General features: G+C 73.0%; 16 protein-coding genes. 5 read left to right on the forward strand and 11 right to left on the reverse strand.

What is annotated here, in order from left to right; genetic code table 11:
* Positions 1-6: 6 nt before the first annotated feature.
* Positions 7-765 carry a hypothetical protein gene (locus BLQ67_RS15795; RefSeq protein WP_157674881.1) on the forward strand — a complete coding sequence of 253 codons (759 nt, stop codon included), beginning with the start codon at positions 7-9 and terminating at the stop codon, positions 763-765.
* A 53-nt stretch (positions 766-818) separates the two neighbouring features.
* Entirely contained in the window at positions 819-1,370 is a 552-nt protein-coding gene (locus tag BLQ67_RS15800) for a hypothetical protein (protein WP_092506606.1), read from the forward strand.
* 282 nt (positions 1,371-1,652) lie between these two features.
* Here the strand turns inward: BLQ67_RS15800 and BLQ67_RS15805 are convergent, their stop codons facing one another.
* From BLQ67_RS15805 to BLQ67_RS15820, 4 genes are all read right to left on the reverse strand, one after another.
* Entirely contained in the window at positions 1,653-2,000 is a 348-nt protein-coding gene (locus BLQ67_RS15805) for a hypothetical protein (RefSeq protein ID WP_092506607.1), read from the reverse strand.
* Entirely contained in the window at positions 2,000-2,206 is a 207-nt protein-coding gene (locus BLQ67_RS15810) for a hypothetical protein (protein WP_092506608.1), read from the reverse strand. The genes BLQ67_RS15805 and BLQ67_RS15810 overlap by 1 nt, the downstream gene beginning before the upstream one ends.
* A 34-nt stretch (positions 2,207-2,240) precedes the next feature.
* Positions 2,241-4,604 (reverse strand): ATP-binding cassette domain-containing protein, encoded by a 2,364-nt coding sequence (locus tag BLQ67_RS15815; protein WP_092506609.1) that lies wholly within the window; start codon positions 4,602-4,604, stop codon positions 2,241-2,243.
* Positions 4,605-4,712: 108 nt separating this feature from the next.
* Positions 4,713-5,771, reverse strand: coding sequence for a trans-sulfuration enzyme family protein (locus BLQ67_RS15820; protein ID WP_092506610.1), 1,059 nt, complete (start codon positions 5,769-5,771; stop codon positions 4,713-4,715).
* Between the two features lie 101 nt (positions 5,772-5,872).
* Here BLQ67_RS15820 and BLQ67_RS15825 point away from each other — a divergent pair, with 101 nt between their 5' ends.
* A complete protein-coding gene (locus BLQ67_RS15825; protein ID WP_157674882.1) occupies positions 5,873-6,787 on the forward strand; it encodes a diacylglycerol/lipid kinase family protein in 915 nt (304 codons plus the stop codon).
* Positions 6,784-7,887, forward strand: a complete 1,104-nt coding sequence (locus BLQ67_RS15830; RefSeq protein ID WP_092506612.1) for a phosphatase domain-containing protein — start codon at positions 6,784-6,786, stop codon at positions 7,885-7,887. The genes BLQ67_RS15825 and BLQ67_RS15830 overlap by 4 nt, the downstream gene beginning before the upstream one ends.
* A gap of 4 nt (positions 7,888-7,891) precedes the next feature.
* Here the strand turns inward: BLQ67_RS15830 and BLQ67_RS15835 are convergent, their stop codons facing one another.
* The 5 genes from BLQ67_RS15835 to BLQ67_RS15855 are packed head-to-tail and all read right to left on the reverse strand — an operon-like array spanning position 7,892 to position 12,153.
* Positions 7,892-8,917, reverse strand: coding sequence for an NUDIX domain-containing protein (locus tag BLQ67_RS15835; RefSeq protein ID WP_092506613.1), 1,026 nt, complete (start codon positions 8,915-8,917; stop codon positions 7,892-7,894).
* Positions 8,910-9,110, reverse strand: coding sequence for an LPXTG cell wall anchor domain-containing protein (locus BLQ67_RS15840; RefSeq protein ID WP_092506614.1), 201 nt, complete (start codon positions 9,108-9,110; stop codon positions 8,910-8,912). Before BLQ67_RS15840 ends, BLQ67_RS15835 begins: the two co-directional genes overlap by 8 nt.
* 48 nt (positions 9,111-9,158) lie before the next feature.
* Positions 9,159-10,097: a TAXI family TRAP transporter solute-binding subunit gene (locus BLQ67_RS15845; protein WP_092506615.1), complete on the reverse strand. Its 939-nt coding sequence runs from the start codon at positions 10,095-10,097 to the stop codon at positions 9,159-9,161.
* Positions 10,097-11,488, reverse strand: a complete 1,392-nt coding sequence (locus BLQ67_RS15850) for a sensor histidine kinase (protein WP_092506616.1) — start codon at positions 11,486-11,488, stop codon at positions 10,097-10,099. The genes BLQ67_RS15845 and BLQ67_RS15850 overlap by 1 nt, the downstream gene beginning before the upstream one ends.
* Positions 11,485-12,153 (reverse strand): response regulator transcription factor, encoded by a 669-nt coding sequence (locus tag BLQ67_RS15855; protein ID WP_092506617.1) that lies wholly within the window; start codon positions 12,151-12,153, stop codon positions 11,485-11,487. The genes BLQ67_RS15850 and BLQ67_RS15855 overlap by 4 nt, the downstream gene beginning before the upstream one ends.
* Positions 12,154-12,267: 114 nt before the next feature.
* On the opposite strand from BLQ67_RS15855, the gene BLQ67_RS15860 reads away from it, so the two are divergent.
* On the forward strand, positions 12,268-13,626 hold the full coding sequence (locus BLQ67_RS15860; protein WP_092506618.1) for an MFS transporter: 1,359 nt from the start codon (positions 12,268-12,270) through the stop codon (positions 13,624-13,626).
* A 64-nt stretch (positions 13,627-13,690) separates the two neighbouring features.
* Here BLQ67_RS15860 and BLQ67_RS15865 read toward each other — a convergent pair whose 3' ends face one another.
* Both BLQ67_RS15865 and BLQ67_RS15870 read right to left on the reverse strand, forming a co-directional pair.
* Positions 13,691-15,664 carry a S9 family peptidase gene (locus BLQ67_RS15865; RefSeq protein WP_092506619.1) on the reverse strand — a complete coding sequence of 658 codons (1,974 nt, stop codon included), beginning with the start codon at positions 15,662-15,664 and terminating at the stop codon, positions 13,691-13,693.
* Positions 15,664-16,428: an SDR family oxidoreductase gene (locus BLQ67_RS15870; protein WP_231945091.1), complete on the reverse strand. Its 765-nt coding sequence runs from the start codon at positions 16,426-16,428 to the stop codon at positions 15,664-15,666. Before BLQ67_RS15870 ends, BLQ67_RS15865 begins: the two co-directional genes overlap by 1 nt.
* Between the last annotated feature and the right edge of the window lie 5 nt (positions 16,429-16,433).

Here is a 16,433-nt window from a genome sequence, read left to right on the forward strand (position 1 = left end):
GTGCCCATGATGTCGCAGAGCGCACGCGGTTCTGGGCGGTCGCCCGCGGCGCGCTCCGCGAGGCGATCCACGAGGAGCGGCTGGCGAGAGTGCGACATGATGCATCTCATGGACGACGCGACGCACCGCATGGCGATCGACGCCGCACGGGCGCGATTCGATGCCGGCGAGCACCGTGCCGCGTGGGATCTGCTGGGCGCGCGGGCGCGTGCGCATCCGACCGTGCCCGCGTACCGTGAGGCGCTCGCCGACCTGCATCGACGGGTGGACCATCCCGATCAGGTGGGGCGCTGGGGTGCGCACGACGTCGATCGGTTGACGGATCGCGAGCGGCGGGCGCTGCGGCGATCCCTGGTCGGGTTCCGCAGCGAGGCGGCGGTGCGCGACTACCTCGTGCTCGACGGCGAGCTGCCGACGATCGTGCGGGACCACCTCGCCGACGTGGGGGAGCAGGAGGTCGAGGACCGCATCGAGGGCACGAAGTTCGCGGGGCACACCGTGGCAGCGCTCGGAGCGCTGACCCTCGCCGTGGGCCTCGGCACCGTCGGCTACCGGGCGTTCATCGGTGCCGACGACGTGCAGCGCGTCGCGCAGACGTACGCGTGCTTCCTGCTCGGCGAGGTGATCCTCGCCGGACTGGCGTACGCGACGTTCGCGTGCTTGCGCCGGCGCTGGGTGCTCTGCGGGCTGATCGCGGTCGTGGTGGTCGCCGCGATCGTGCTGCTCGGGCGGGCCGATCTCACAGCGCCGATTCCGTTCGGCTGACAAGCGGCCCGACTAGGCTCGGTGGGCACATCGCGTCGCGACGAGGAGGCACCATGGCCGGCAAGCCACCGCTGCTCAAGGGCCGCGGCTTCCAGTTGATCGGCGCTGGCATCGGTCTGGTGGTCGGGGTCGGCGCCGTCGTCATCGTCCAGTTCGCGTCGGGCTGGCATCTCGAGCCGCTCCTCGTGGTCATCGCGATCGTGGTCACGGTCGTCGGGGCGGGTGTCGGCGTGCTCGTCGGGTTGCTGGTGGGGCGGCGCGCGTTCGGGCAGCGCCTCGAGGTCGCGATGCGCCCGGCGGGGGAGCGCCGGTGGCAGCACGGACACATCGAGGTGGCGCCCGGGCGGTTGCGGTTCCACCGCTACCGATGGCAGGTGCGCTTCGTGCTGGGCGATCCGGTCGACTTCGCCGTCACCGCCGTCGGCCCCGACCTCGGTCGGCGCCCGTCGAAGCGCCAGCTGCTCACCGTGAACCCTTCCTTGCACATCATCGACGTCGAGACCGACCGCGGCACCATGGAGCTCGGTCTGCAGGCACATCAGGTCGACGCCGTACGGCGGAGCCTGCAGCCGGATGACGCGACGCACGGCCGCGAGGTTCGCTGAATGGAGCAAAGCAGTGGATCTCCGGTGGCGTTGCCATCATCATCTTCACGCTGGGCATCATCTCGATCACGGTCGTAGGCGAGACCGTTCCCGCGTTCGCGCCGGCCTTGCTGATGTTCGTCGGCGTCCCGCTCGGGCTGGCGGGGCGCCTCGCCTACGCGCGCCCTCGAGCGATACGAGCGGCTTCGGATCTGGCCACCGACCGTGCGAGCAGGGGGTCGCGTTCGCTTCGATCCGACATAATGTGCATTATCGGCGTTGCGTCGTGTCGCGGAAGCGGGCTCAGCGCAGTGCGATCGTCTCCCAGGCGCGGAGCGACGACTGCACGAATCGCACGGCGTCCGCCGTGGTCGTCAGGCCCTGTGCCGCGCAGCGCTCATGGATCGACTGCGCGTTCGCGAGCGCCTCGCGACGGAAGCCTGCGCCGACCTCGTCGAGCTGCCAGGTGCGCGACCCAGCGAGCGACGCATCCAGCACCAGCACGTCGGCGGCGATGTCCACGAGGTCCTGTGGGACCTCGGGACCCCACGGCGGCATCGGCAGCTCGATCGACGGCATGAGCGCATGGCTGCGCCGCCAGATCTGTCGCTGCAGCCGCTTCGCAGCCATCGACTCGACGAATCCAGCCATCAGCGTGACTCGTCGATGGCGTCCTCGACGTCCTCGTCGGACTCGTTCTCGTCGCGCGTGCGCACTGCGAGCACGACGAACGTCGCCGCGATGGGCATGCAGACGATCCAGAGCGCCTGGCCGAGTGGCAGGAACACGAACGTGAGGATGCCGAAGAGCGCCGCGAGCGGCAGGAACGCCCGCGAGATCCCCGTGCGCTTCGTCATCACTCCCCCGAACCTGTGAGAATCCTGAATGCCATCAGGCGCCCACGTACTCGGCGAGGTGCTCCCCCGTGAGCGTCGAGCGCGCGGCGACGAGGTCGGCGGGCGTGCCCTCGAAGACGATGCGGCCGCCGTCGTGGCCGGCGCCGGGGCCGAGGTCGACGATCCAGTCGGCGTGGGCCATGACGGCCTGGTGGTGCTCGATGACGATGACGGTCTTGCCCGAGTCGACGAGGCGATCGAGCAGGCCCAGGAGGTGCTGCACATCGGCGAGGTGGAGGCCGGTCGTCGGCTCGTCGAGCACGTACACGCCGCCCTCCTCGGCCATCTGCACCGCGAGCTTGAGGCGCTGACGCTCGCCACCCGACAGCGTGTTGAGCGGCTGCCCGAGCTTGATGTAGCCGAGGCCCACGTCGGCGAGGCGCTCGACGATCGACAGCGCCGCCGGCACCTTCGACGCCGGTGCGGCGAAGTACGCGCGCGCCTCGGCGACCGACAGCCCCAGCACCTCGCTGATGTCGAGGTCGCCGAGCGTGTACTCGAGCACCGACGCCATGAAGCGCTTGCCGCCGCAGTCCTCGCACGTCGTCGACACCGTCGACATCGGGCCGAGGTCGGTGAAGATGAGGCCGGCGCCCTTGCACGTGGGGCACGCGCCCTCGGAGTTCGCGCTGAACAGCGCGGGCTTCACGCCGTTGGCCTTCGCGAACGCCTTGCGCACGGGCTCGAGGAGGCCCGTGTACGTGGCCGGGTTCGAGCGGCGCGAGCCGCGGATCGACGTCTGGTCGATCGTCACGACGCCGTCGCGCGTGCCGATGGAGCCGTGCACGAGCGACGACTTGCCCGAGCCGGCGACGCCCGTCACGACCGTGAGCACGCCGAGCGGCACGTCGACGTCGACGCCCGAGAGGTTGTTCGCGGTCGCGCCGCGCACCTCGATGGCGCCCGACCCGGAGCGCACCGCATCCTTGAGCGCCGCACGATCGTCGAGGTGCGTGCCCGTGAGCGTGCCCGAGCCGCGCAGGCCCTCGACCGTGCCCTCGAACTGGATCGTGCCGCCGTCCGAGCCCGCCCGCGGGCCGAGGTCGACGACGTGGTCGGCGATCGCGATCGTCTCGGGCTTGTGCTCGACGACGAGCACGGTGTTGCCCTTGTCGCGCAGCTGCAGCAGGAGATCGTTCATGCGCTGGATGTCGTGCGGGTGCAGACCGATCGTCGGCTCGTCGAACACGTACGTGACGTCGGTGAGCGCCGAGCCGAGATGACGGATGAGCTTCGTGCGCTGCGCCTCTCCCCCGCTGAGCGTGCCCGACGACCTGTCGAGCGACAGGTAGCCGAGGCCGATCGCGACGAACGAGTCGAGCGTCGCTGACAGCGCCTGGATGAGCGGCGCCACCGACGGATCGTCGATCGAACGCACCCATGCGACGAGGTCGGAGATCTGCATGCGGCACGCATCCGCGATCGACAGCCCCGCGACCTTCGACGAGCGTGCGGGCTCGGCGAGGCGCGTGCCGTCGCAGTCGGGGCACGACTGGAAGGTGACTGCACGGTCGACGAACGCGCGGATGTGCGGCTGCATCGACTCCTTGTCCTTCGACAGGATCGACTTCTGGATCTTCGGCACGAGCCCCTCGTACGACATGTTCATCGACTCGACCTTCACCTTCGTGAGGTCGCGGTAGAGGAAGTCGTGGCGCTGCTCGGCGGTGAAGTCGCGGATGGGCACGTCGCCGGGCACGAACCCGGAGGCGACGAAGATCTTCACGAGCCAGCCGTCGGCCGTGTAGTTGGGCACGGTGATGGCGCCCTCGAGCAGCGACTTCGAGTCGTCGAACAGCTGCGTGAGGTCGATGTCGTTGATGCGGCCGAGGCCCTCGCAGCGCGGGCACATGCCGCCGAGCATCGTCTCGGCGCGCTCGATCGACTCCGACGCTCCCCCGCGCTCGATCGTCATCGTGCCCGACACCTTCACGCTCGGCACGTTGAACGAGAACGCGTTCGGCGAGCCGATCGCCGGGTCGCCGAGCCGCGAGAAGAGGATGCGCAGCATCGCGTTGACGTCGGTCGCGGTGCCGACCGTCGAGCGCGGGTTCGCGCCGAGCCGCTCCTGGTCGACGATGATCGCCGTCGTGAGCCCCTCGAGCCGGTCGACCTCCGGCCGCGCGAGCGACGGCATGAAGCCCTGCACGAACGCCGGGTACGTCTCGTCGATCATGCGCTTCGACTCGGCGGCGATCGTGCCGAACACGAGCGACGACTTGCCGGAGCCCGAGACGCCCGTGAACACCGTGAGCCGGCGCTTCGGGATGTCGACCGAGACGTCCTTGAGGTTGTTCTCGCGCGCACCCTGCACGCGGATGAGGTCGTGGCTGTCGGCGGGATGCTGCGCGGCGGTCATGGTGCTCCGTCGGTCGAGTCGACGCGCCGCGGATCCCTCGACGCTCGATCAGCCTAGGACCGACCTCCGACCGGTGCATCCTCCGCCGACGGAGCGTCGGCGACGTCGCTACGCGTCGAGCGCCTGCAGCAGGTCGGCGATGACGTCGTCGGCGTGCTCGATGCCGACCGAGAGACGGATGAGGCCCTCGGGGATGCTCTTCGACTCGCTCGCCCAGCGGCGCCGGCGCTCGAGCGTCGTCTCGACGCCGCCGAGGCTCGTCGCGTGGCGCGCGAGCTGCACGGCCGCGACGACGCGATCGGCACGCTCGGCCGACTCGACCTCGAACGAGACGACGGTCGAGAAGCCCGGGTACCGCACGCGCGACACGGCGGGGTGCGCCTCGAGCGCTGCGGCGACGGCCTTCGCGGTCGCCTGCGCGCGCTCGAGCCGCACGTCGAGCGTACGCAGGCCCCGCAGCACGAGGAACGCCTCGAACGGCCCCGGGATGGCGCCGTGCAGCGAGCGGTTGCCGTGCAGACGCGTGAACCAGTCGTCGTCGTTCGTCACGACGGCACCCATGATGACGTCGGAGTGGCCCGACATGAGCTTCGTGGCCGAGTGCACGACGACGTCGGCGCCATCCTCGAGCGGCCGCTGCAGCAGCGGCGTCGCGAACGTGTTGTCGACGGCGACGGGCACGCCCGCCTCCTTCGCCGCGGCGACGATGCGCGCCAGGTCCGCGACCTCGAGCGCCGGGTTCGTGGGCGTCTCCATCCACACGAGCGCCGCGCCGGGGATCGCGGCGACGACGGCGTCGACGTCCTCGACGTCGACGAGCACGGGCTCGATGCGGCCGGCGACGCGGTGCTGCTCGAGCAGGCCGAGCGAGCCCTGGTACGCGTGGCGCGGCACGACGACGCGGCCGCCGTGCGGCACCTGGTCGAGCACGGCGGCGACGGCGGCCATGCCCGATGCGAACGCGAGCGCACGGCCGCCCTCGAGCTGACCGATCGTCTCCTCGAGCGCCGACCACGTCGGGTTCTGGAAGCGCGCGTACTCGAGGTCGCCGCCTGCGATGAACGACGACGCGAGCATGATCTGCGCGTTGAGCGGCTGATCCGACTCGGCGGGCGGGCGGCCTGCCGTGACGGCGATGGTGGCGGGGTGCTGGCTCGCGTGGGTCACGGCTCCACGCTATTCGCTCGCAGGAGCCGCGCCATGCATCCACCCGCGTGCTCGCGGCCCGCTGAGCGCGGCCTCCAGCAGGCGGGGCTAGCCTGGCGCGCGTGCCGGTCGTCATCGCGAACCCGATCGCGCGCGCATCGGTGCGCGGCGTGCGCGCCCTCGAGGCGCGCGGCGCGCTCGACGTGCGATGGACGGGCGAGCGACGAGCGGATGCGCTCGCACGCGACGCGATCGGCGAGGGCGCGGATGCCGTGATCGCCGTGGGCGGCGACGGCACGATCCGCGACGTGGCCGACGTGCTCGCCGGCACGGGCGTGCCGATGGGCATCGTGCCCGCCGGCACGGCGAACCTCTTCGCCCGCAACCTCGACCTGCCGCTGCGCGACCTCGCGCGCGCGGCGGCGATCGCGCTCGACGCCGCTCCCCTGCCGACCGACCTCGGGCGCGTGGTGCTGCACGCCGATGGCCGCGAGCACGCGCCGCGCGTCTTCCTCGTCGTCGTCGGCATCGGCCACGACGCCACGGCCGTCGAGGCGGCATCGCTCGCCCGCAAGCGCCGTCTCGGGTGGGGCGCCTACGTCGTCGCCGGCATGCGCCGGTTCGCGCATCCGCTGCACGCCGTGCGCGCGCGGCTCGACGAGGAGCCGTGGATGCGCACCGAGGCGTGGACGGTGCTCGTGCACAACACGGCCCGCATCACGCTGGGCCTGCGCGTCGTGCCCGACACGCGGCCCGACGACGGCCTGCTGCACGTCGCCGCCGTGTCGCCGCGCCGCATCGCCCACTGGGGGCGCATCGCCGCCGCCGGCATGGGCCTCGCGCGCGCCGAGGGCGTGCTGTCGCATCGCACGGGCCGGCGCGTGCGCCTGGAGGCGGACCGCATCCCCGTGCAGCTCGACGGCGACGCCCACGGCCGCATCACCGCGCTCGACGCGTGGATCGACCCCGGCGTGCTGCTCGTGCGGCGACCCGCTGGCGACACGACTCGAGCAGACCGCTCAGGAGGAGACCGATGACCGACGCCCGCTCGCGCATCCTCGCCACGCTCGCCCGCGCCGACGACCTCGACGCCGTGCTGACCGGCTTCGACCTCGACCGGCTCATGCGCGCGTTCGACGGCCCGCTGCTCGCCCGCGATCGGCGCGCGGAGCTCGCGGCGCTGCTGTGCCTCGACCGCGCCCGCGACCTCTCGGCCGCCGTGCTCGCCGACGTCGTGCACGCCATGCGCTCGCTGCGCAACCGCGGCACGTTCTCGGGGTCGATCCGCGGCGTGTTCGACTCCCTCGAGGGCGAGGAGTTCCGCGACTTCAAGTACCTGCTCAACGCGACGGGCGACCGCCACGACCTCGAGCACGTCGTCTTCGAGCGCCTCACGTTCGTCGACCGGCACCACGTGCTGCGCCGCATCCGCGAGGAGGCTGCCGGGCTGGAGCATCACGAGCTGCGCATCCTCAGCGACATCGACGACACCGTGAAGGCGATGCTGCACGACCGCCGCTTCGTGCGCGGCAGCGTCTACCCGGGCGTCGTGGCCTTCCTGCGCGAGCTCGACGACGGCGCCGCGGCCGAGCCCGGCCGCCCGGGCGACCTCACGTTCGTCACCGCGCGCCCCGAGGGGCCGCGAGACCTCATCGCGCAGTACACGCGCGACGCGCTCGAGCCGCTGGGCCTGCCGCCGCACACGGTGCTCGGCGGCTCGTTCCTCAACATCGCGACGAAGGCGTCGATCGCGGCGCGCAAGCTGCAGAACTTCGAGCACGAGCGGCAGCTCTTCCCCGAGTGCCGCTACGTCTTCGTGGGCGACTCGGGCCAGGCCGACCCGCAGGTCGGTGCCGCGATGGTCGCTCGAGCCCCGGAGTTCGTCGCGCGCGTGCTCATCCACGACGTCACGGGCGTCGCCGCCGATCGCCGCGAGCGGTGGTCGCAGCAGGGCGTGTCGACGTTCCAGACGTACTCGGGCGCCGCGCGCATCGCGCACGGGCTCGGCCTCGTCTCCGAGGCGGGCGTCGCGCGCGTGCACGCCGCCGTGCTCGAGGGGCTCGACTCCGACGTCGTGAAGCCGGGCCATCGGGATGCGCTCGTCGCGACCGCCGAGCGCGAGGTGCAGGCGGCCTAGCGGGTCAGTCCTGCTCGGCGTCCTCGAGCTGCTGCGCGAGCCAGGCGTGCCCAGCCTCCATCGCCACCGCAGGCGTGCTCGACGAGCGGGCGAGCAGGTCGTCGGCGACGGCGCGGGCGCGCTCGACGAGCCACGACGGCCAGCCGTGCGACACCGACCTGGCCGAGAACTCGTCCTCGTCGTCGATCCACGCGGGCAGGCCGCTCGCCGGCACGACGAGGTCGAGGTCGAGGTCGACGTACTCGACGATCCAACCCTCCCCCGACTCGTCGCGGCGCACGGTCGGCGGCGTCGTCACGTCGACGTACGCGTCGACGTCGGCGCGATCCCACCAGCCCGGCAGCATCCACGAGCCGTCGTCCCACGCGATGGTCGTCGGCGGCACGAGCCGCACGAACGCGTGGCCCGTGAGGTACTCCTTGCGCCAGCCCTTCTGCACCGTCGTGCCGGCGTCGACCCCGATCCACAGGCCGTGCTCGTCGGTGCCGAGCACGCGGGCGTCGTAGCGCCAGTGCGGCTTGCCGTTCCACTTCGCACCCTCGACGCGCACGGCATCGCCCGGCTGCGGTGCGCCGCCCGCGAGGCGGTCGAGCGCGCCGAGCACGTCCTCGGCGCTGAAGTCGTCGTCGGATGCGCGGATCTCGTCGGCCGTCCACCAGCGGTGGGCGAGGATGTCGTCGAGCTCGTCGGCCATGCGGTGGTCGTCGACGGGCGTGAAGCGCGGCGTCCGCCAGAGGAACGTCACGGCGTCGGTCGCCGAGTAGGGGTGGCCGTCGGGATGCGGCACGCGCGCGTGGCCGATCGGGCCGACGAGGTCGCGCTTGCGGATGCGCTGGCCCGTCTCCTCGAAGAGCTCGCGCACGGCAGCCTCGCGCTCGGTCTCGCCGGCCTCGATGCCACCGCCGGGCGTGAGCCAGCGCGGTGGCAGCAGCTCGAGGTCCCACCGCGTGTGGAACAGCAACGTCGCACCGGTCTCGTCGACGCACAGCACGCGCGCCGTGCGGCGCACGCCCCTGGCGTCGTCAGGCATCCGTGGGGCCGGTGCCCGTGCCGTCGGCGTCGGTGGCCGCGGGCTCGGCGGCGGCATCCTGCGCCTTGCGGCGGCGCGAGACGAGCAGCACGATGCCGCCGACCACGACGATCGCGACGGCGATGAGCGCGATCGCCCACGAGGCGATCTCGGTGGCGGTGACGGGCAGCTGATCCACGGCGAGGGCGTCCACGGACACGATCCTACGGTGGCGAGGGGTCGCGTCGAGGGCGTGTCGACGTCAGCCGTAGCGTTCGCGGTAGCGGCGCTGCGCGGCGGGATGCAGGGGCACGGGATCCGCGTCGATCAGGTTCGACGCCGTGAGGTACTGCACGCCCACGGAGTCGTCGGGCACGAGCGCCTCGGCGTCGTCGACGAGCGCGTCGACCAGGCGGGCGGCGACGTCGTCGGCGAGGTCGGGGCGGGCGAGCAGCAGGTTCGAGACGCCGATCGCGGGGATGGGCCCGGGCGTGTCGTAGACGCCGCTCGGCACCGACGTGGAGGCGTAGACGCCGGGATGCGCGGCCGTGAGTGCCGGCAGCGTCGCCGTGAGGTCGACGAGCGTCACGGCGACGTCCTGCTGCAGGCGCAGCACCTCGGGGATCGGCACGCCGCCCGACCAGAAGAACGCATCGATCGTGCCGTCGCGCAGCGCGTCGACCGCCTCCGGCAGCAGCAGCGCGATCGGCACCACCCCGTCGGCTCCCGTCGCGAGCCCCGCGACGTCGAGCACGCGCGCGGCCGTGAGCGCAGCCCCCGAGCCGGGCGCACCCACCGCGACCGGTCGACCGGCGAGGTCGGCGAGCGTCGCCACGGGGCCCTCCGCACGCACGACGCACTGCAGGTAGTTCTGGTAGACCCGGCCGATCGCGACGAGCTCGCCGTCGTGCTCGGCGACGGCGTCGGCGAGGGCGATCGCGAGGTCGGCATCGCCGGCTGCGAGCATCGCGAGGTTGTCGACGCTGCCGCCCGACTCGAGCACCTCGAGCGTCGCGGTGCCGCGGTCGGCGAGCACGGCGCGCAGCAGGTCGCCGAACTGCACGTACGTGCCGCCGCGCTCGCCGCACGCCATCGCGAGGCGCGTCGGCGCCTGCCCGAGCGTGCAGCCGGCGAGGGCGGATGCGAGGGCCGCCGCCGCGCCGACGAGCACGGTGCGGCGCGCGAGGGTCGCGTCGGCCATCACGACGCGGCTCGCAGGCCGAGCGTGACGGCGAGCCCGCCCTCGTCGGCGACGCCGACCGTCGCGGTGGCGTCGTTCGCGCGGGCGAGCTCGCGCAGGATCGCGAGCCCGAGCCCCGTGCCCGGCAGCCCGCCGTGCGCCGACGCGCGCCAGAAGCGCGTGCCGGCGCGCGCGAGGTCGTCGGCCTCGAGGCCGGGCCCGTCATCGGCGATCGTGAGCACGACGCGCTCGCCGGAGCGTGCGAGGCGCAGCCGCACCGTCGCGCCCTCCCCCGCGTACTTGCGTGCGTTGTCGATCGCGATCTCGACCATCTCCTCGAGGTCGCTGCGCCGGCACGCAACGGCGAGCTCGTCGTCGCCCTCCACGACGAGGTGCTGGCCCGTGCCCGCGAGCCTGCCCATCCACGGCTCGGCGAGCGCCACGGCCGACGTCACGTGCGCTCGCGGCGACGCCTCCGCGAAGCCGGAGCGCCGGCCGCTCGCCTCGGCCGTCGCGCGATGCTCGGCGTCGGCGAGGTCGAGCATGCGGTCGACGGTACGCTCGAGTCGATCGAGGTCGCCGTCGACGGCCGCGAGCATCTCGGGGTCGGGCGCGTCGCGCGACGAGGCGTCGAGCCGCAGCCGCACGGCCGCGAGCGGGTTGCGCAGCTGGTGCGAGGCGTCGGCGACGAACCCGCGCTGCTGCTCGAGCGCATCCTCGACGCTCGACGCCATGCGGCGGAACGAGTCGGTGAGCGTGCGCAGCTCGGGCGGCCCCGACTCGGCGCGCAGGTCGGGATCCCGATGCTCGGCGAGCGCCGTCGCCGCGGCGTCGAGCGCGCGCACGGGGCGCAGCACCCACCGCGTCCACTGCAGGGAGGCGACGAGCAGCGTCGCGAGCCCGAGGAGCCCTGCGAGCGCTACGAGCAGCCACGACCGCACGACGTCGGCGCGCGCCGACGTGAGGTCGACGGCGAGCACGACGGCCGCGACGGGCACGCTCGCATCGGCGAGCACGGGCTCGGCGACGAGCGCCACGTCGGGGCTCCACGGCACGACGGTCGGCAGCGACCACTGCGGCACCGCGCGGGATGCCGTGAGCATGAGCCGCTCGACCTCGGCGCCGCGCCCGATGTCGCCCGCCGAGGCGAGCACGTCGCCGCCCGCGTCGACGACGAGCACGGCCTCGCCGTACGTCGAGTGGAGGCGGTCGAGGTAGCGGGCGAGGTCGTCGGCGTCGTCGTCGCGCACGGCCGCGGCGGCGCGCTGCACGATCTGGTCCATCGCCGTCGCCCGCTGCAGCGTGAGCTGCTGCGTGCGCGACACCGCGATGCCCTCGGCGACCGGCACGACGATGGCGCACACCGCGAGCAGGCCCAGCACGAGCAGCGGCAGCAGCACGCGCAGCCTCACGCGGCGTCGCCCTCCTCGAGGCGGCAGCCGAAGCCGCGGATCGTCGTGATCGTGAGCCCGGGCAGCTTCTGCCGCACCTGCGCGAGGTGCACGTCGTACGAGCGCGACGTCGCCGCGTACGCGTCGCCCCACACCTCGTCGAGGATCTGCTGCCTGCTCACGGCCACGCCCACCCGGCGCGCGAGCACCGCGAGCAGCGCGTGCTCCGTCGGCGTCAGCGCGACGTCGCCGGCCGGCGTCGAGACGCGGTGCGCAGCGAGGTCGATGCGCACGTCGCCCACCATCACGGCGTCGGCGGCGCCGGCATCCCGCGTCCCGCGCCGGCGCGCGACGGCCTCGATGCGCGCGAGCAGCTCGTGCATGCGCACGGGCTTCACGAGGTAGTCGTCGGCGCCGAGGCGCAGCGCGCGCACGGTCGAGCGCTCGTCGCCGCGCGCCGTCACGACGATGGCGGGCACGTCGCTCACGGCCCGCAGCCTGCGCAGCGCCTCCAGGCCGTCCATGTCCTCGAGGCCGAGGTCGAGCAGCACGAGCTCGGCGTCGCGATGCCGCAGCAGCACGTCGCCGCCGCGGGCGACGCCCGTCGTCTCGTGGCCGGCGCGCGCGAGCACGGCGGCGAGCGCCCCGGCGACCGAGGCGTCGTCCTCTGCGATGAGCACACGCACCCTGCATGGTAGGCATGCCGCGGCCCCCGGGCCGTGCAGGGCGAACGTAAAGGCCGCGTAAGGATCCGCTCCCGCACACCGCTGCAGGCCTCGCCCGACCCCAGGATGGAGCGCATGTCGACGACGACCCACGCTCCCGCGAGCCTCCGCAGATCCGTCTCCAACACGTTGAAGGGCTCGGCGGGCAACCTCGTCGAGTGGTTCGACGTCTACGTCTACTCGGTCTTCGCCTCGTACTTCGAGTCGCAGTTCTTCGCCGAGGACGACCAGAACTCCGGCATCTACATCTGGGCGATCTTCGCCGTGACGTTCCTCATGCGCCCGCTCGGCTCGTGGTTCTTCGGCCGCCTCGCCGACCGCCGCGGCCGCCGCTACGCGCTCACGGTGTCCGTGTCGCTCATGGCCGCGTGCTCGTTCGTCATCGCCATCACGCCCACCGCCGCCGTCATCGGTGCGGGCGCCGCCGTCATCCTCGTGCTCTGCCGCCTCGCGCAGGGCTTCGCGACCGGCGGCGAGTACGGCACGTCGGCGACGTACATGTCGGAGGCCGCGATCCCCGGCCGCCGCGGGTTCCTCTCGTCGTTCCACTACGTGACGCTCGTCGGCGGCCACGTGCTCGCGCAGGCGACGCTGCTCGTCATGGTGCTCACCCTCGACACGACCGCGATCTCCGAGTGGGGCTGGCGCGTCGCGTTCGGCATCGGCGGCGTCGCCGCCGTCGTCGTGTTCTGGCTGCGCCGCACGATGGACGAGTCGCTCACCTCCGACACCCTCGACGCCGTGAAGACGGGCGAGTCGCGCCAGTCGGGCTCGATGAAGGAGCTGCTCGTGCATCAGTGGCGCCCGCTGCTGCTGTGCTTCCTCGTCACGATGGGCGGCACGGTCGCGTTCTACACGTACTCCGTCAACGGCCCGAACATCGTCAAGGGCGCCTTCGCGGGCGACTCCGTCGTCACCGGCACCGTCATCAACCTCATCGCCTTGACGATCCTCATGCTGCTGCAGCCGCTCGGCGGCTGGATCTCCGACATCGTCGGCCGCAAGACGCTGCTCGTCTTCTTCGGCGTCGGCGGCGTGCTCTACACGTGGTTCCTGCTCACGTGGCTGCCGCAGCAGACCAACGCGGTCGCGGCGTTCGCGATCCTCGTCGGCGGCTTCGTCATCCTCACCGGCTACACGTCGATCAACGCCGTCGTGAAGGCCGAGCTGTTCCCGACCCACATCCGCGCGCTCGGCGTCGGCTTCGGCTACGCGCTGGCGAACTCGATGTTCGGCGGCACCGCTCCCCTGCTCTACACCGCGGCGAACGGCGCGGGCCAGGTGCCGCTCTTCATCGGCTACGTCACGATCGCCATCGGCGCGTCGCTCGTGGTCTACGTGCTCTTCCTCAAGAACAAGGGGCAGAACTGGCTCGACGACGAGCACGGCATGCGCGAGCGCATCGCCGAGCGCGTCGGCGCCCGCAAGGACTGACCCGCGATGCGCACGAGGCCCCGCACGCGCATGGCGTGCGGGGCCTCGTGCTGCGTGCAGCCGATCAGGCGGGGATGTGCCTGCCGAACCAGTCGAGCACGGCGTCGAACCGCTCGATGCGGTGGCGCGGCTGCCCCGAGCGCGTCAGCTCGTGGTCCTCGCCGGGGAAGACGAGCAGCTCGGCCTCGGTGCCCTGCCGGTGCAGCGCGGCGAAGTACCGCTGCGCCTGCTCGAGCGGGCAGCGCAGGTCGCGCTCGGAGTGCACGACGAGCGTCGGCGTCGTCACCTGCGACACGACCGCCATGGGGCTCTGCGACGCGACGAGCTCGGGGTCGGTGCCCACGTACTCGTCGCCGAAGAACGAGCCGATGTCGCTCGTGCCCACGAACGCGTCGGGGTCGAGGAAGCCGCGCTCGACGATCGCCGCGCGGAAGCGGTCCTCGTGCGCGATCGTCCATGCCGTGAGGTACCCGCCGTACGAGCCGCCCATGATGCCGACGCGGTCGGCGTCGAGCGACGGATGCGCAGCGAGGGCGCCGTCGAGGAAGTCGAGCACGTCGTGCAGGTCGACCGTGCCCATGCGCTGCCGGATCGACAGGCCGTGCGCACGGCCGTAGCCGGCCGAGCCGCGCGGGTTGCACTGCACGACGGCGTAGCCCGCGTCGACCGCGACCTGCGCCTCGTCGAACACGTGCACGCCGTACTGCGCGAACGGGCCGCCGTGGATGTTGAGCAGCACGGGATGCGGCCCCTCGCCCTCGGGCATCCAGACCCAGCCGTGCACGCGGGAGCCGTCGCGCACGACGAGGTCGTGCTCGGTGGGCACCGTGATGCCCGCTTCCTGCAGCGCTGCGCCGAAGTCGGTGAGGATGCGCACGGAGCCGTCAGCCTCGACGATGCCGAGCTCGCCGAACGACGTGGGGGTCTGCACCGTGACGACGACCTGGTCGCCGAACGTCGCGACGCCCGTCGCCTCGGTCGCATCCGTCGTGCGCCTCGTGACGCCGTCGATGCCGACGTGCAGCACCTGCACGCGGCCGCGCGTGCGGTCCTGCACGAGCACGCCGTCCTCGACGATCGTGAGGTGGCCCTCGGCGAGGTCGACCGTCTCCTCGTCGGTCCGCCGCTCGGCGGCGCCGCCGACGACGCGGTAGAGGCTCGCGCTGCGGGCGACGAAGTCGATGCCCGAGTCGGTGACGTCCTGCGCGATGGCCCACACGCCGTGCGCGTCGGCAGCGATCTCGCCGAGCGACAGGTTCGCGTCGGTGCCGAGCACCTCGCGCTCGTCGCCGCCGTCGACCGGGATCGCGACGATGGCGCCGCGCAGGTCGGTCACGGGGCCGAGGTCGACGCGCATCGCGAGCACCTCGGAGCCGTCGGCGCTCCACACGGCGCCGACGTGCTCGACGTCGCCCGACGTGAGCGTCGTGGCCTCGGGGATGCGCGAGCCGGGCTTCGCAGGCGCGTCGGCGCCCGCGTCGCCCGGGGCGGGCGCGCGCTCGTAGTCGGGCTCGGCGCCCACATCGAGGATCGGCGCGACCGCCACGCGGCTGCGGGCGTCGATGCGGTAGCCGACGCCGTTGCGCTGCGCGTGCAGGTCGACGATGCGGCGGGGCGACTGCGCCTCGGCCGTGAGGCCCTCGACCGTGCCCGCGCGGCCCGGCTCCACCTCGCGCACCGTGAGCGCCAGACGCGTGCCGTCCGGCGAGATGCGGAAGCTCGTCACGCCGCCCGGCGCATCCGTCGTCTGCACGGGCTCGCCGCCGTCGGCGGGCATGACCCACACCTGCGGGCGGCCCTTGGCGTCGGCGCGCGTGAAGAGGATGCGCGTGCCGTCGGGCGTCAGCTGGGGTGCGCCGTCGGCGACGCCCTGCGTGATGCGCGTGCGGCTGCCGTCGGCGAGCGAGACGCGCCAGAGCTGCCCCACGCGTCGGTTGGCGGCGACGTCGGGCCGGGAAGCGGCGACGACCGCCCACCCCGAGGGGTGGACGGCCGGCCGGGAGAGCTCGACGAGGTGCTCGATGTGCTCCGAGCGCATCAGCGGCCCTGGAATCCGGAGACGTCGCCCACGAGGCGCGTGTGGTCGTGCGGCACGGGGTCGACGACGGCCTGCGCCACCTCGGCGGCGAACTCGTCGACGTCGTACAGGCGGCCGGCGTCCTCGCGGCGACCCGCGATGGCGCCGGGGTTCGCGCGCTCGAGCAGCGTCGCCGTGATGGTGCCCTCGATCATGTCGCCGGACACGACGACGAACTCGATGCCGCGGGCCTGCAGCTCGACGATGCGCTCGCGCAGCGCGTCCTCGCCCGCACGCTTCGACAGCGCGACGGCCTCGTACTCGGGCATCGTCGGCGTCGTGCGGATGAAGTGCGCCTGGTGGCTCGTCACGAAGACGACGCGCGAGCCCGCGCGCAGCACGGGCACGGCGGCCTCGAGCAGCGCGACCTGCGCGTCGCGGTTGAGGCGCATGGCGTAGTCCTCGCCGAGGCCCGCCTCCATGCCGCCCGAGGCGTTCATCACGAGCACGTCGAGGCCGCCGTAGGCGTCCTTCGCGGCCTGGAACATCGCCTCGACGCTCGCGGGCTCGGTGAGGTCGGCCTGCACGACGAGCGCCTGCACGCCCGCCTCGCGCGCGGCCGCCGCGACCTTCTCGGCACGCGGCGCCTTGTTGCGGTAGTTCACGACGACGTCGGCACCGGCACCGGCGAGGTAGGCGACCGTCGCGGCACCGATGCCACGGCTCGATCCGGTGACGAGCGCGGCCTTGCCGGCCAGCGATGCCGGCTGCAGCGGGTTCTCCACGAGTG

The sequence above is a fragment of the Agrococcus jejuensis genome (assembly GCF_900099705.1).
Lineage (GTDB): Bacteria > Actinomycetota > Actinomycetes > Actinomycetales > Microbacteriaceae > Agrococcus > Agrococcus jejuensis.

Excerpts from the sequence above, each read along its gene's own strand:
- BLQ67_RS15795 (WP_157674881.1), top strand. The coding sequence starts at position 7 with ATGATGTCGCAGAGCGCACGCGGTTCTGGGCGGTCGCCCGCGGCGCGC.
- BLQ67_RS15800 (WP_092506606.1), top strand. The coding sequence starts at position 819 with ATGGCCGGCAAGCCACCGCTGCTCAAGGGCCGCGGCTTCCAGTTGATC.
- BLQ67_RS15805 (WP_092506607.1), bottom strand. The coding sequence starts at position 2,000 with ATGGCTGGATTCGTCGAGTCGATGGCTGCGAAGCGGCTGCAGCGACAG.
- BLQ67_RS15810 (WP_092506608.1), bottom strand. The coding sequence starts at position 2,206 with ATGACGAAGCGCACGGGGATCTCGCGGGCGTTCCTGCCGCTCGCGGCG.
- BLQ67_RS15815 (WP_092506609.1), bottom strand. The coding sequence starts at position 4,604 with ATGACCGCCGCGCAGCATCCCGCCGACAGCCACGACCTCATCCGCGTG.
- BLQ67_RS15830 (WP_092506612.1), top strand. The coding sequence starts at position 6,784 with ATGACCGACGCCCGCTCGCGCATCCTCGCCACGCTCGCCCGCGCCGAC.
- BLQ67_RS15835 (WP_092506613.1), bottom strand. The coding sequence starts at position 8,917 with ATGCCTGACGACGCCAGGGGCGTGCGCCGCACGGCGCGCGTGCTGTGC.
- BLQ67_RS15845 (WP_092506615.1), bottom strand. The coding sequence starts at position 10,097 with ATGGCCGACGCGACCCTCGCGCGCCGCACCGTGCTCGTCGGCGCGGCG.
- BLQ67_RS15860 (WP_092506618.1), top strand. The coding sequence starts at position 12,268 with ATGTCGACGACGACCCACGCTCCCGCGAGCCTCCGCAGATCCGTCTCC.
- BLQ67_RS15865 (WP_092506619.1), bottom strand. The coding sequence starts at position 15,664 with ATGCGCTCGGAGCACATCGAGCACCTCGTCGAGCTCTCCCGGCCGGCC.